At 48.0% G+C, this 15,445-nt stretch carries 13 protein-coding genes; 1 reads left to right on the forward strand and 12 read right to left on the reverse strand.

Annotation, left to right across the window (positions count from 1 at the left end; genetic code table 11):
- The first annotated feature begins 171 nt into the window (after positions 1-171).
- Positions 172-2,964 carry an ATP-binding protein gene (locus K6V21_RS11015; protein WP_224321787.1) on the forward strand — a complete coding sequence of 931 codons (2,793 nt, stop codon included), beginning with the start codon at positions 172-174 and terminating at the stop codon, positions 2,962-2,964.
- Positions 2,965-3,085: 121 nt separating this feature from the next.
- Here the strand turns inward: K6V21_RS11015 and K6V21_RS11020 are convergent, their stop codons facing one another.
- The 12 genes from K6V21_RS11020 to K6V21_RS11075 form a co-directional block, all read right to left on the reverse strand.
- A complete protein-coding gene (locus tag K6V21_RS11020) occupies positions 3,086-4,528 on the reverse strand; it encodes an NADH-quinone oxidoreductase subunit N (RefSeq protein WP_224321788.1) in 1,443 nt (480 codons plus the stop codon).
- A 45-nt stretch (positions 4,529-4,573) separates the two neighbouring features.
- A complete protein-coding gene (locus tag K6V21_RS11025) occupies positions 4,574-6,055 on the reverse strand; it encodes a NuoM family protein (RefSeq protein WP_007212449.1) in 1,482 nt (493 codons plus the stop codon).
- Positions 6,056-6,116: 61 nt separating this feature from the next.
- Positions 6,117-8,006, reverse strand: coding sequence for an NADH-quinone oxidoreductase subunit L (nuoL, locus tag K6V21_RS11030; RefSeq protein WP_224321789.1), 1,890 nt, complete (start codon positions 8,004-8,006; stop codon positions 6,117-6,119).
- 148 nt (positions 8,007-8,154) lie between these two features.
- Positions 8,155-8,463 (reverse strand): NADH-quinone oxidoreductase subunit NuoK, encoded by a 309-nt coding sequence (gene nuoK / locus K6V21_RS11035; RefSeq protein WP_217715168.1) that lies wholly within the window; start codon positions 8,461-8,463, stop codon positions 8,155-8,157.
- Positions 8,464-8,475: 12 nt separating this feature from the next.
- On the reverse strand, positions 8,476-8,991 hold the full coding sequence (locus tag K6V21_RS11040) for an NADH-quinone oxidoreductase subunit J (protein ID WP_044262325.1): 516 nt from the start codon (positions 8,989-8,991) through the stop codon (positions 8,476-8,478).
- A 101-nt stretch (positions 8,992-9,092) separates the two neighbouring features.
- Positions 9,093-9,581, reverse strand: a complete 489-nt coding sequence (locus K6V21_RS11045) for a 4Fe-4S binding protein (RefSeq protein WP_217715167.1) — start codon at positions 9,579-9,581, stop codon at positions 9,093-9,095.
- Between the two features lie 57 nt (positions 9,582-9,638).
- Complete coding sequence (nuoH, locus tag K6V21_RS11050; protein ID WP_044262323.1) at positions 9,639-10,715, reverse strand: NADH-quinone oxidoreductase subunit NuoH; 1,077 nt, start codon at positions 10,713-10,715, stop codon at positions 9,639-9,641.
- Positions 10,716-10,815: 100 nt separating this feature from the next.
- Positions 10,816-12,408 carry an NADH-quinone oxidoreductase subunit D gene (locus tag K6V21_RS11055; protein ID WP_224321790.1) on the reverse strand — a complete coding sequence of 531 codons (1,593 nt, stop codon included), beginning with the start codon at positions 12,406-12,408 and terminating at the stop codon, positions 10,816-10,818.
- Positions 12,409-12,438: 30 nt separating this feature from the next.
- Entirely contained in the window at positions 12,439-13,032 is a 594-nt protein-coding gene (locus tag K6V21_RS11060; RefSeq protein ID WP_007215268.1) for an NADH-quinone oxidoreductase subunit B, read from the reverse strand.
- Positions 13,020-13,373, reverse strand: a complete 354-nt coding sequence (locus K6V21_RS11065; RefSeq protein WP_007212460.1) for an NADH-quinone oxidoreductase subunit A — start codon at positions 13,371-13,373, stop codon at positions 13,020-13,022. The genes K6V21_RS11060 and K6V21_RS11065 overlap by 13 nt, the downstream gene beginning before the upstream one ends.
- A gap of 114 nt (positions 13,374-13,487) precedes the next feature.
- Positions 13,488-13,868, reverse strand: coding sequence for a hypothetical protein (locus tag K6V21_RS11070; RefSeq protein WP_217715164.1), 381 nt, complete (start codon positions 13,866-13,868; stop codon positions 13,488-13,490).
- A gap of 102 nt (positions 13,869-13,970) precedes the next feature.
- Positions 13,971-15,422: a TrkH family potassium uptake protein gene (locus tag K6V21_RS11075; RefSeq protein ID WP_217715162.1), complete on the reverse strand. Its 1,452-nt coding sequence runs from the start codon at positions 15,420-15,422 to the stop codon at positions 13,971-13,973.
- Positions 15,423-15,445: the final 23 nt, after the last annotated feature.

A 15,445-nucleotide genomic window follows, 5' to 3' on the forward strand; every position in this document is an offset into this window, starting at 1 on the left:
CACATGTCATACAATTGATTCTCAATATGATTACATTTGGGTGACAGAATGCGTTTGATAATGGCGGATGCCTATTTAAATATGCTTTAGTTTTTTTGTTGATGGGAATAGGAACAAATTCAAGAAGTAAACGTTATCTTTGCGCTATTTAGAATCTTAATAGACATTGATATGAGTGCTGTCTCTTCACATTCACAAGAATCGGAACGCTTTCGTCGACTCTCTGCTATCGGACAGATAGGGTGGTGGGAAGCTGACTTTACTACCCGGGATTATCTTTGTTCTGAGTATGTATGTAATTTACTGGGTATGAAAGGAGATACTCTGACCTTTCGTGAATTCGGATTGTATATCCGTGAAGATTACCGTGAACGTATCAGTCGTGAGTTCGTCTCAATAGAAGAAGTTGAGGTGTACGAACAAACGTTTCCTATCCTTGCCATGCATGGTGTGGTTTGGGTTCGCTCCCGCCTGGGAGAGAAGTGGATGACGGAAGACGGGCACTTAAAAGCTTTTGGCATTCTCCAGGTGGTTGATGCCCCGGAGCATATGGGGGCTACAGATATTCTGAAACAGTTCAATGCTTTGTTGTTCCGGCAACACTCCGTATCGAACTCCCTGCGCAATTTTCTGAAAGATAAATGTCTGGACGAGGTCATTCCTAAAGTCCTGAAAGATGTACTGGAGCTTTTCCACGGCGGACGTGTGTATATTATTGAGTATGATGAGGGATATCATACCCAGAGTTGCACATACGAGGTTGTGGCAAAAGGGGTAGAGCCGGAGATAGACATGTTGCAGTCCACTGATACTCAGGGGATGGAGTGGTGGCACAATCACATACTGGCGGATAAACCTATTTTGTTAAGCTCTTTATCAGAACTGCCGGAAGAAGCCGAACTGGAATATAAGATATTGTCCGTACAAGATATTAAATCATTGATGGTGATTCCATTGCGGAATACCGAGCGCATCTGGGGATATATAGGTATTGACCTGGTGGAGAAGGAGCACAGGTGGAATAATGAGGATTATCAGTGGTTCTCTTCCCTTGCCAATATCATCAGTATCTGTATCAATCTGCGCCGTGCCAGAGATGAGGCGGAACGGGAACGTTCTTTCTTGCGCAATCTATATAAGTATATGCCAATGGGGTATGTACGTCTCTCTGTTATTTTCGGTGAGGGAGGCAAACCGGTTGATTATCTCATCACCGATGCCAACCAGTTCAGTGCCGACTTATGCGGTGCACCGCTGGATAGTTACCGGGGGCATCTGGCTTCGGAGATCTATTCGGAGGAAAAGTTGGCTGAGAAAATGATAGTTCTTGCCGAAATACACAACAGGAATACGTACAGGGAGCTGGATGAGTATTTTGAACTTACAGGTAAGACTTGCCACTGCGTCATTTATTCGCCCGACCCGGAAGAGCTGGTTTGTCTTTATATGGATGTCACGGAAATGCGGCAGACGTATACGGCGCTGGACCGCAGTGAAAAACTGTTGCGTAATCTCTTCTCCAACATTCCGGTAGGTATTGAAATCTACGATAAGGACGGATACTTGATTGACCTTAACAATAGAGACCTGGAAATATTCGGTGTCAAGAACAAGGCGAACACCATCGGTGTGAACTTCTACGAGAACCCCAATGTGCCGATGGATATACGCGAAAGAATGCAGGTTGAAGATGAACTCGACTTTTCTCAGGATTATGAGTTTACCAAGATAAGCGAATATTATGAATCGGGGAAAAAGGGGGGGATAGAACTCTATACCAAAGTAAACAAGATATATGACAGTAAAGGTGATTGCAGTGGTTTTGTACTCATCAACATCGACAATACGGAAAGGATAACTTCCATCAACCGCATCCGTGACTTTGAAAACTTCTTCCTGTTGATTTCTGATTATGCCAAGGTTGGTTATGCCAAATTGAACCTGCTCACTCGTGAGGGGTATGCCATCAAACAATGGTATAAGAATATGGGTGAGGATGAAGATACGCCATTGGCAGATGTGGTAGGCATTTATGATAAGATGCATCCGGAAGACAGGGTGCGTATATTGGACTTCTTCGATAAAGCCAAGAAAGGGGAAGCGACCAGTTTCAAGAGTGAAATGCGTGTGCTAAGAGCCGGAACACTGAATAAATGGAACTGGGTGCGTGTGAATGTAGTGCTCAACCGCTACGACCCAGCGAATGGACTGATTGAATTAATCGGTGTTAACTACGATATCACCGAGTTGAAGGAAACGGAACAAAAGCTGATTGAAGCCAAAGAGAAAGCTGAAGAGGCAGACCGCTTGAAGAGTGCTTTCCTGGCAAATATGAGTCATGAGATACGTACGCCACTGAATGCCATTGTCGGCTTCTCAAGCTTATTGGTGGAGACGGAAGATCCGGAAGAAAAGCAGGAATACGCCAAAATGGTGGAAGAGAATAATGAACTGTTGCTTCAACTGATTTCAGATATTCTGGACCTGTCTAAGATAGAGGCAGGAACTTTTGACTTTAAGTTCAGAGATTTCGACATTAATACTTTGTGCGGAGATCTTGCACGCTCCATGCAGTTGAGAGTGAAGCCGGGAGTGGAACTTGTTTTTGAGCCGACCTTACCGCAATGCGTCATCGTCAGCGATCCTAACCGCTTGCATCAGGTGGTTTCCAACTTTATAAATAATGCCATTAAGTTCACCACCACGGGCAGCATTCGGATTGGATACGATAAGCCGGACGACAAGCATTTGCGGGTATATGTGACAGATACTGGCATTGGTATTGCTCCCGAAGCTTGTCGTAAGGTATTCGACCGCTTCATTAAGCTGAACTCTTTTGTGCAGGGTACAGGACTGGGACTTTCCATCAGCAAGAGTATCATCGAGCAGTTGGGGGGCAAGATTGGAGTAAACAGTGAGTTAGGTAAAGGTTCGACATTCTGGTTTATTTTGCCGCTGGAATAATTCAGTTACAAGCTACAAGAGTTACAAGCTACGAGCTACAAGCTACGAGTGCCTTGCGGTGTGATAGCGCAGCCACTCGTAGCTTATAGCTTGTAGCTCGTAGCTTGTAACTCTTGTAGCACTAATTCAGTCCGAACGAGAACTTGTCGATGGATTGATAAACCACGCTCGCAAGGCTCAATACAATAATACTGAGCGTACAGATGACAAGGCTGGCACGCGTGTAGTTATCGCTACGGAAAGTGGCGATAGGCTCATCACTCTTGTTGATATACATGGACTTCACAATCTTCAGATAGTAATAGAGTGAAATAATCGTATTCACCAATGCGATGAACACCAGCAGATGGAAACCGCTCTGGAAAGCTGCCGCGAAGATAAAGAACTTCGAGAAGAAGCCTGCGAACGGAGGAATACCTGCCAATGAAAACAAAGCAAGCGTCATGAGGAATGCCAGTTTCGGATTGGTACTGTATAATCCGTTATATTCTTCGAGCGTGAAACGCTGGGCGCGAAGGGCGATAATCGTAATCACTGCAAATACAGAGAGGTTGGCGAACATGTAAATAAGTACATAATACACCAATGATGCCATACCCTGCCCGGTTCCGGCAATCACACCCAACATGATGTAGCCTGCCTGCGAGATACTGGAAAATGCCATCAATCGTTTCAGGTTTTCCTGGCGCAGGGCGAAAAGGTTGGCAAGGGTAATAGAAGCTATGATAACCCAATAAAGAACTTCCTGCCATTGATCCACCATCGGAGCGAATGTCTTGATAAGGATAGTCATCAATACGAAAGCTGCCGATCCTTTAGAAATAACACTCAAATAAGCAGTTACTACGCTCGGGGCACCTTCGTACACGTCTGCCGTCCAGAGGTGGAAAGGAACAAGAGAAAGCTTGAACCCCATGCCGGAGAAGAAAAAGACAAATGCCATTATTTGCAGGGCGTTGCCGTCCAGGTGGGCCGGGATATCATCGAAATAGAGAGTGCCTACTGTTCCGTAAATAAGCGAGATGCCATAAAGCAACAGTCCGCTGGAGAAAAGTGCGGTGAGGATGTATTTGGCACCGGCTTCGGCGGAGTGATGGCGGTACTTGTCGAAAGCAACCAATGCAGCCATCGGGATACTTGCTGTTTCCAGTCCGATGAAGAACATCAGGAAGTGTCCTGCGGAAATCATGAAGTACATACCCAGCAACGTGCAGAGTGTCAGCATATAGAATTCACCTTGTTTGATGATGGTGTCCGGCAGCTTCAGCCACTCGTGTGCCATCAGGAAAACAATCAGCGTACCTACGCTGAGGATGGACTTCACGATGCTTTGTATCGGGGCGTTATGGTACATGCCACCGAAAGCATCGGCAGCCGGACCGGGGATGATGGTAATCAACGTGTGTATCGTGAGTAGCACGACGGGCAACATGGTATTGAGTCGTGGGTTACCGTCCTTCTTATGAGCGTCAGGGCTCATGAATAGGTCGGCCACGAAGAGGATCACGATGACAGCTATCAGCGAAAGCTCTTCTTTGAGAATAAGGAATTGGGAATAATCCATATCTATTGAATGATAAGTTATTAGTTATAAGTTATTAGCATACCATTATTGAAATATACTCACCAGAGGCAATACGCTGTCTCCAATCATATTGCTGATCCACAACGGAGCAAGACCGAGACCTGCAACGCAGACGATGAGAATAATCACGGCAGTGCGTTCATCCCAGGTAGCATCAGTCAGTGCCAGATGGTGCTTGTTGGTGCAAGTGCCATATAGTATCTTACCGACGAGCCGAAGGATATAGACTGCGGTAATCACAATCGAGGTACAGGCGATAATCGTCCATGTGCGGTGGAAAACATCTGCATGCTGAAAAGCACCGTTGAAGATAGTCATTTCGGCAACGAAACCGCTGAGGCCCGGAAGTCCGAGGTTGGCAAGTCCGGCAATGACATAGCACACGGCGAGGAAAGGCATGATTTTCATCAATCCCGAAAGCTCGCGTACGTCACGTGTGTGGGTACGGCCGTATATCATACCGATAAGGGCGAAGAACAAGGCAGTCATCAATCCGTGGCTGAGCATTTGTAGGACAGCACCGGTACAAGCCGTTTGGTTCATCATCAGGATGGCGAAGAGCACGAGGCCGCAGTGAGATACGGAAGAGTAGGCATTAATATACTTCAAGTCTGTCTGTACACAAGCCGAGAAGGCACCGTAGACAACGGAGATACCCGTCAGTATCAGGAATATCCAGCCGAGTTCCTGAGCTGCTTCAGGCATCAGATACATGGCAATACGGAAACAACCGTAACCACCAAGTTTCATCAGTACACCTGCATGGAGCATACTTACGGCAGTAGGCGCCGAGGCGTGACCGTCGGGGCTCCATGTGTGGAACGGGAACAATGCACCGAGTACACCGAAACCGAGGAAGGTAAGCGGGAACCAAATACGTTGCTGTTCGATAGGAATATTATGCAATTGGGCAATTTCCAGCAGATTCATACTGGTAGCACCGGAACCGAAATAGATACCCAGAATACCAATAAGCAGGAATGCGGAACCACCCATCAACATCAGTGTCAGTTTCATGGCAGAGTATTCCTTACGTCCCGATCCCCATACACCGATAAGCAGGTACATCGGAATCAGCGCTACTTCATAGAACATGAACATGGTGAACAGGTCCGTGGAAATGAAGAAGCCGAATACTCCGAGGGAGAGCAGGGTGAACCAAAGGAAATATTCTTTCGTCAACGGTTGCAGGCGCCAGGAGGCGAAAGTACCGGTGAAGACTATGATGGCAGAGAGCAGCAGCATGGCTACTGAAATGCCGTCTACTCCCACGGAGTAGTGTATGTTGAGTGCCGGATACCAGGGTACATCCGCACGGAAGAGCATTTCGGCTGTGTCTCCGGCAGCACGCGCTTGCAGATAAGCAATGGTCAGGCCTACGGCGGCCAACACTAATGCCGATGCACCTGTCACCATCACCGTGCGTATCTGCTTGATGTTGCGACTCAGCCAGAGACCAAGTAGCATCAGCAGGGGGATGAGAACAAAAATACTTAATATGTTCATCTTTATAATTACTAATTACTATTTACTATTTACTATTTACGAATTACATTTCTATACTATACTATAACAGCAGCAACAGTATCAACGCCAGCGTACCCAACAGGAATACGTAAGTGTACTGTTGAATTTGTCCACTTTGCAGACCGCGTATCTCATCACTGGTGGCATTGGCACTCCAGGCAAGGAAGTTGAAGAAACCGTCTACTACGTGGCGGTCGAACCAGGCGATGGGGCGGGAGATGCAACCAAAGATTATTTTGTGAGTTACGAACTGGTACACTTCATCGATATAGAAGCGATGATAGGCAGCTGTCCATAATCCGCGGAAACGACGGGCAAGAGCATTGGCAACGGGTTGCTTTGCCCGTGCGTACATGGCTGTGGCAATTGCGATGGAGATGACAGCTATAGCAATACTGGTACCTGCCACCGCCCAGTCGAGATGAATCTCGTAAGCCGTACCGTTGGAAGAGATGAATTTACCGAAGGGGATGAAACCGGCTCCGATAGTAACAACAGCAAGGAACATCAGCGGGAAAGTCATAGTTAACGGACTTTCGTGGGGAGTATGTTCAGCATGAAGCTCTTTATTCTCTTTGCCCCAGAAGATACCATAGTAAAGACGGAACATATAGAACGCCGTCATTGCAGCAATCACTGTCATAATCCAGCCCATTACAGGACTGAACTGGAAGCATGCTGTCAGTATCTCATCTTTAGAGAAGAAACCGGAGAACGGAGGAATGCCTGCAATGGCAAGACAAGCAATCAGGAACGTAATATGCGTCACAGGCATGTACTTGCGCAGCCCACCCATAGCGGACATTTCATTGCTGTGTACCGCATGGATAATGCTACCTGCGCCGAGGAAGAGCAATGCCTTGAACATAGCGTGCGTGAACAGGTGGAACATGCCGGCCATATAGCCCAGACCGCCATGATGCGGATCAGCAGAAGTACAAACTCCCAGTGCCACCATCATAAAGCCGATCTGTGAAATAGTAGAGAATGCCAGCACACGCTTGATGTCACTTTGCACACAAGCTACCGAAGCGGCATAGAATGCAGTGAACGCTCCGACGTAAGCTACCAGGTGCAGCACATCGGGTGCATAACCGATGAACAACGGGAACATCCGCGCCACCAGGTAAACTCCGGCTACCACCATGGTCGCTGCATGGATCAATGCGCTGACGGGTGTCGGGCCTTCCATTGCATCCGGCAGCCAGATGTGCAACGGGAACATGGCGCTCTTTCCGGCACCACCGATGAACATCAGTCCCAAGGCCAGAGGAATCATTGCCGCACCACCTTTCAGCAATGCCATTTCACTGGGCTGGAAGGTGTAAGTTCCGGCATAATAACCGTAAATAAGGATACCGATCAGGAAACCCAGGTCGGCAAAGCGGGTGACGATGAACGCCTTCTTGCTTGCAGCCACAGCCGATGGCTTCGTATAGTAGAAACCGATGAGCAGATAAGACGAAACACCCACCAATTCCCAGAACAGATACATCTGGAAGATATTGGTAGCCACCACCAGTCCCAACATGGACATGGTAAAGAGGCTGAGAAATGCATAATAACGTTGGAATCCGTGCTCACCTTTCATGTAGCCAAAAGAGTACACATGTACCATCAGCGACACGGTGGAGATGACGATAAGCATCATCACGGAAATAGGGTCGAGCAGGATACCCAGGTCAATGCTCAGCGTCTCGGTGAAAGGCAACCACGTCACATTATAAGGCATTAGTGTGGCGAAAGTGCCGTCCGCCAGGCGCGGAGCGGAGAAATACTGCCAGGCAGTGGCGTAGCTCAGCAGGGCCACCACAGCCAGTACTGTGGTACCGATGATGCCTGCTGTTCGGTGCGTCATCCATTTGCCGCCGATTCCCAACGTGAGGAAGGAGAGCAAGGGGAGGAGCAGGATTAGAATTGTATATTCCATATATACTTTATTTTATCAGTTATTATTCTTGTTGTCTGACGGCCATCGCGTCAGGAGGCTGACGGTTATCGCTACAGGAGGCTGACGGTCATCGCTACAGGAGGCTGTAGTCCGTCGCTACAGGAAGCTGTAGTCCGTCGCTCACAAACTACCACTTCAACTCGTCCAGCTTGCCTACCTGGATGCTTCGTATATTGCGGTAGATGTTGATCATAATCGCGATTGCTACTGCCGTTTCAGCGGCCGAGATGGCAATGGAGAACAGGGCAAAGAAGTACCCTTCCATTCCGTCGGGGAAAAGGAAACGGTTGAACACTGCGAAGTTGATATCCGTAGCATTCAGTATCAACTCGATGCTGATAAGTATCGCCAGTGTGTTGCGGCGGGTGAAGAACCCGTAGATACCGGCGAAAAACATGATAGCCGAAACTATCAGATAATATTCCATGTGAATCATAATCAATTGTTTTTAGCGTTTACGTGCAATCACCAACCCACCTACGATACACGCCAGCAACAGAATGCTGACTGCCTCGAAGGGAAGCAGATAACCGAATTTGTCACTACTCAGCATAGAGTGTCCGATGGTCTTGATGTTGATTTCCAGCGGTACAAGATCGGTAGTAACGAGGAATTTATGTTTCAACGTAATGAATACTACGATGATGGCGCCGCCTACGGTTGCGCCCAGACCGGCCAACAGTTTGCTACGTTTCAACTTGTCGGTAGTACGGTCTCCTTCGCCACTGGTCAGCAGGATGGAGAAGACGTAGAGCACAACAATACCGCCGGCATAAACCATGATTTGTACCGAGCCCAGAAATGTGTAGCCCAGCAGGAAGTAGATGCCTGCCGTGCCGAAAAGCGTGAACAGCAGATACGTTGCCGAGCGTACCATGTGGCGTGTAGTCACAGTGAGAATGGAACACACGCTGATGAACACTGCCAGAAAGTAGAATACTACGGTTTCAAGGGTTATTTCCATATTCTTTTTACTTTATTATTCTTGATTCTATCTTAATTCTCCTCCTCCCGGGAGGTTGCTCTCCCCCGATAACGGGGGAGTCGGAGGGGGTGGGAATTGAGTTACTCCGGTTTCTTTTTCTCTTCTACATGACTGCCCGGATGGTTCAACGTCTTCACCAGCTTTGTACGGTCGAACACCGCATGCTCAAAGTCTGTGGCAAACGTAATCGCATCGTGCGGACAAGCAGTGACACAAAGTTGGCAGAACATGCACGAACCGAGATCGTATTCATACTTTGCCAATATCTTCTTTTTCTTGCCGTCCCCAGTCTCTATCATTTCACTTGTCACCTTGATGGTATCGTTGGGACATGCTATCTGGCACAGTCCGCACGCTATACAATGGTGTTCATTCCGGTCATTGTGCGGCATGGTCAGCGTACCGCGGAAACGGTCGAACATCTCCAGCGTCGCACGGTTCTCCGGGTATTGCTCCGTCACCTTCCGGCGGCAGAAGACGGTCATGGTAGTTTTCATACCCGTCAGCAAGGAGCCGATGCCATGCACAAGTCCGCCCAAATAGCTGTATGTTTCGTTCTTATCTTTCATTATCTCTTTATATTTAATATTTATCCGAAGGGAAACCCTGCTCCGGCGCTACGCCGGCTAAAAGTGCAGTTTAAATACAACAATCAGTACCATCAGGATGAGGTTTACCATCGAGATGGGTACCAGATACTTCCATTCCAATGCCAGGATCTGGTCGATACGCAAGCGGGGGAATGTCCATTTGATCCACATCAGCAGGAATACTACGAAGAATGCCTTGCCGAAGAACCAGATGAAGCCGGGAATATAATCCATCACAGCGTTGAAGCCATCCAGCCCTACAATATGAAACGGCATCCAGCCGCCCAGGAAGATGGTGGCAGCCACGCTGGCTACAATAAACAGGTTCAGATATTCGGCCAGGTAGAAGAAACCGAAGTGCATACCGCTATATTCGGTGTGGTATCCTGCCGTCAGTTCGCTTTCTGCTTCCGGCAAGTCGAACGGACCACGGTTACACTCTGCATTTCCGGCTATCAGATAGATAACGAAAGCGATCACTGCCGGAATGTGTCCTTTGAAGATGAACCATCCGTCAGCCTGTCCTTCTACAATTTCAGAGAACTGCATCGTACCCATCAGCACTACCATAGTCAATATACTCAGTCCTACAGACAACTCGTACGAGATAATCTGTGCTCCGCTTCGCATGGCTCCGATCAATGAAAACTTATTGTTGGATCCCCAGCCGGCCAGCAGAATACCCAGTACACCTATACTGGATGCTGCCAGCAGGAAGAATACACCTACATTGAAATTCAGCACTTCCATACCTTTATTAATAGGGAGGCAGGCAAATGTCAGGAATGAAGCTATGATCACCATGAACGGTGCCAGGTTGTAGAGGAAACGGTCGGCAGCTTTCGGAGTGAAGATTTCTTTGGTCAGCATCTTCAACACGTCGCAGATGACCTGAATGCTACCCCATTTACCTACACGGTTCGGACCGAGACGGCACTGGAAGAAAGCACATATCTTGCGCTCCATGTAAATCAGAATGATGGCGAGTACGGCATACATCAAAATGATGCACACGCCTATCACTACACATTCGAGGAATATCGCCAGACCTTCCGGCATCAGGGAAGTCAGCGTCTGGTGTATCCAGTTGGTTACTATACTAAAGTCAAACACGTTATTCTAGTTATTAGGTTTTAAGTATTAAATATTAATTGGCTGCGTCTTCATTCTGCATAGAATTAATACTTAATACTTAATAGTTAATACTTAATACTTACCTATCAATATCTGGCACTACGTAATCCAGCGTTCCCCCGATTGCAATCAGGTCGGCAATCTTTGCTCCGCGGCAAATGGTATCTACGGTGCTTACCAGCGGTAATCCCGTGGAACGGAAATGCAGACGGTACGGAGTCTTGTCGCCGTGGCTTTCCAGGAAGACGCCGAACTCACCACGGCTACCTTCTACGGCAGTATAATACTGTCCTTCGGGTACACGGATGATGGGTTTCATCTTTTCCTGATACGGGCCTTCGGGGATGTTATCAATGAGTTGCTCAAGGATATTCATACTTTCCATGATTTCGTCCATACGAACCATGTAGCGTGCCCAGGAGTCGCCTTCGGTATAAACGATTTCTTTGAAGTCCACTTTGTCGTATACTCCGTAGGGATGGCGTTTACGGACATCGCAAGCCCAGCCGCTGGCACGTCCTGTGCCACCTGTAGCTCCGAAAGCGATGGCATCTTCACGGCTCAGTACTCCTACGCCTTTCAGACGTTGCCGGGCAATGATATTGCCGGTGAACACCTCATGATATTCGTGGATGATGCCACGCAGGTAGGGGATAAACTCTTTCACTCGTTTCTGGAAGTTGGGATGCAGGTCGGCCTGCACACCACCGATAGTGTTGTAGTTCATAATAAGGCGTCCACCGCAGGTTTCCTCGAAGATGTCGAGTATCTTCTCGCGGTCGCGGAAACCATAGAAGAACGCGGTCAAGGCACCAAGGTCCATTGCGAGACAAGAGTAGAACAGCAAGTGAGAGTCTATACGCTGCAATTCGTCCATGATGGTACGGATATACTTCACGCGGTCGCTCACTTCAATGCCCATAGCCTGCTCGATGCATGCACAAAGGGCGTGGCGGTTCTGATGTGCGCCCAGATAATCCAGACGGTCGGTCAGTGCCAATGTCTGCGGGTAGGTGAGGCTTTCGCACATCTTCTCGATGCCCCGGTGGATGTAGCCGCAGTTGGCGTCTATCTTCTCGATGGTTTCACCTTCCAGTGATACACGGAAACGCATTACACCGTGCGTGGCAGGGTGTTGCGGACCGATGTTCACAACATATTCTTCGTCTCCGAAGAGTATCAGTTCTTTATTCTTTATTGTACCATCCGGGTTAAGTTCCAGTTCGGTAGTGGTATCAATGGTTTCTTCATTGTCCATACGTAGCGGATTGTCCTTTTCCGGATCATTGTCCTTACGCATAGGGTATCCTACCCAGTCGTTACGCAGGTAGAGGCGGCGCATGTCGGGATGTCCAATGAAGACGATACCGTAGAAATCGTATACTTCACGCTCTAGGAAATCAGCTGCTTTCCAGATGTCACTGACACTGGGTAACTCGGCATTCTCGCGGTCCAAGGTAGCGGTGCGTACGACTAAACATTCTCCGGTAGTGGTGGATTCCAGATGATAAACCACTCCTAAACCACGCGGCGTATCCGGCGTGTCCTTGTCGGTTGTTTCTCCCCAGTCCATACCGGTCAGGCATTTCAGAAAGTCCATCTGCTGCTCTTGGCGCAGGCGGAGCATTTCGGCATGCAAGTCCGTAGGTTCTATAAATCGTATATTATCCATATTTTGATTATGTTTCGTTATTGTAGCTCATCACTCGTCACTATCCGGTTTCGGTTCCTTCCGGTTTACTCCGCCGAAGAATTTCTCTATCTTCACTTTGCGTTGCAACTGCATCATGCCGTAGTAGAACGCTTCCGGACGGGGGGGGCACCCCGGGATGTACACATCCACCGGTAGAATCTTATCTACTCCATTCACTACGTGATAGGATTTCTTGAACGGTCCGCCGCTAACGGCGCATCCACCCACGGCAACCACGTATTTCGGGTCCGGCATCTGATCGTATAGGCGTTTCAATACAGGCGCCATCTTATTTGTAATAGTTCCGCACACCATAATCATATCTGCCTGGCGCGGACTGGCACGGGCTACTTCAAATCCGAAACGCGCCATGTCATAGCGCGCGGCACCCAGTGCCATGAACTCGATACCGCAACAGCTTGTTGCAAACGTAAGCGGCCACAGCGAATTGCTGCGTCCCCAGTTGATGAAATCGTCCAGTACGCCGAGGGCGACATTGGCACCTCCGGCATTAAGTTCGCGAACGAGTTTCTCCAACGTTTCATTATCCGTAAATTCTTCATACGGGATAGACTTTATTTTGGGCTTTTTTATTCTTTCCATTCCAATGCTCCTTTCCGCCATGCATAGGCAAGTCCTAATACCAGGATAAGTAAGAAAAATAAGATACTAAGCAATCCTGCTATTCCCAGGTCGCGGGCTATGACTGCCCATGGAAACAGAAATACCGTCTCCACGTCGAACATCAGAAACAGGATGGCAAACAGATAGTAACCCACCCGGAACTGCATCCATGATTTACCACGGGTAGGAATACCGCACTCGTACGCTTCCATCTTCTGTGGATTGTACGAACGGGGTGATATCGCCTTGGACAACGCGATAACAATACCCACGAAAGCAATTGCCGTCAGCAAGACGACTACTAACAAAGTAAAGTTCATAAATCTAATTAACTTTTAGATGTATATAATAGGATAGTTGGTCGAAAGGAGCAATCCCTCTGGATCGCTTTCGACGGACTTTGGCAAACTTTGCAGTCTGCCCGACTTATTTTATCAAATGATTATCTTTCTCAGCCCGAAGATATAGTAAGAGAGCGGGTCGGGCACAGGATAGAAAGAGGCATGCAACAATGAATCGCAGGCTGGAGACTCGGCCAGCCAACGCATCCGGAAGTAATTCAGTAACAGCAGGACGCTCTTGTTGCCGGGCACTTGCGTACTGTCCACATTATCTATATACAGAGGTGTGGAAAGGAAACGGTTATAGATGTTACGGATGTTCTGTTGATGTGAAGTAGGGGCTTGAGACAAGATACAGCGTTCGTCGTCATTGTTGCGTATGAAAGTGCATGATATACCCGCCGCCTGCGCTGCACCATCGTACAGCAATACGCCGAGTAAGAGGATCATGAGGTATTTTATACACTGTTTCATACAACTACTTTTTCATTCGGCTGCAAATGTATAACAATTATTGGCTATTTTGTTATACAGAGATGTCAAAATGTTCGGTTTTTAGCACTTTTTGACCTTCTATCAGCTTCTCTTCCAGAATTCAGGGGTGAAAAGCAGCAATACGGTGAACAGCTCGAGACGTCCCAGGAGCATAAGGAAAGCCAGTAGCCACTTCGCTATGTCGGGCAATGCATTCCATGAGAAAGCAGGACCCGTTTCTCCCAAGCCAGGACCCATATTGCCGATACTGGAAACCACACAACCCACAGATTCCACAAATCCGATGCCCAGCCCCATCATAATCAATACGCTGATGATGATAATTACTGCATATATAAAGCAGAATGCCAGTACGGTGGATTGTACGGAAGGCGAAATCACTTGTTTATTGAGCCGCACCGGAAGTATTGCATTCGGGTGAAGAATATGTTTGAATTCATTGCGCGCCACCTTGCCGAGGATCACCATACGGATACATTTAAGACCACCTGTTGTACTCCCCGCACAGGCACCCATCAGCATGACGATGGTCAGCAGTCCCCACGTCACGGCAGGCCATAGCATATAGTCGGCAGTAGCAAAACCGGTGGAGGTGTGCAATGAAATCACCTGGAACAATGATTGGCGGAATGATTCTTCCATTCCCATCGGTTTGGAATAGTAAAGTATCACGGCGATAACTCCGGTGAATAGTACCACCGACCAGAAATACCATTTCAATTCAGCATCATTGATGACTTTCTTGAATTTCCGGTTGACGAAGAACAGCAGCAATGTGAAGTTGATGCCCGAGATAAACATGAAGATGGATATAACGTATTCGATATATGGAGAGCTATAATAGGCTACGCTGGCTTGCTTGGTTGAGAATCCGCCTGTACCTGTAGTGGCAAAGGCATGGCAGACACTGTCGAACCAGTCCATTCCCCCCAGCATCAGCAGGGCGACAAGGACACAGGTGATACCTGCATAAATACTCCATATCCATTTGGCGGTGATGCCGATGCGCGGATGTACTTTGTCGTGTGTCGGTCCGCTGGCTTCGGCGGCAAACACTTGCAAACCGCTGACACCGAATATCGGAAGGATGGCGATAGTGAACATGATAATACCCAAGCCGCCTATCCATTGTGTCATGCTGCGCCAAAAGAGCAGACCGTGAGGGAGTGCTTCGATATCATCCAATATTGTAGCGCCCGTGCTGCTGAAGCCGGACATAGTTTCAAAGAAGGCGTTAGTGATGCTGGGTATATATCCACTGATGTAGAACGGTAACATGCCGAAAAGCGAGAAGGCTACCCAGGCAAAGCTGACGAGTACATATCCGTCCCTGCGTGTCAGTTGGCGGTCACCGCCTTTGCCCATGGCTGCCAGGAGTAGTCCGGCGCCTGCCGTAATACCTGCTGATACCCAGAAATCTACCAACGCTTCATCCTGGTAATAGAATGAAACGCCCGAGCAAAGCAATAGCATCACCGTCTCCAGCAAAAGGAGGATACCGATAATCCGTATAACCGTCTTGAAATTAATCATATCATATGAATGAAGAATGTTTT

Origin of the sequence: Bacteroides cellulosilyticus (genome assembly GCF_020091405.1) — a bacterium.
GTDB lineage: Bacteria > Bacteroidota > Bacteroidia > Bacteroidales > Bacteroidaceae > Bacteroides.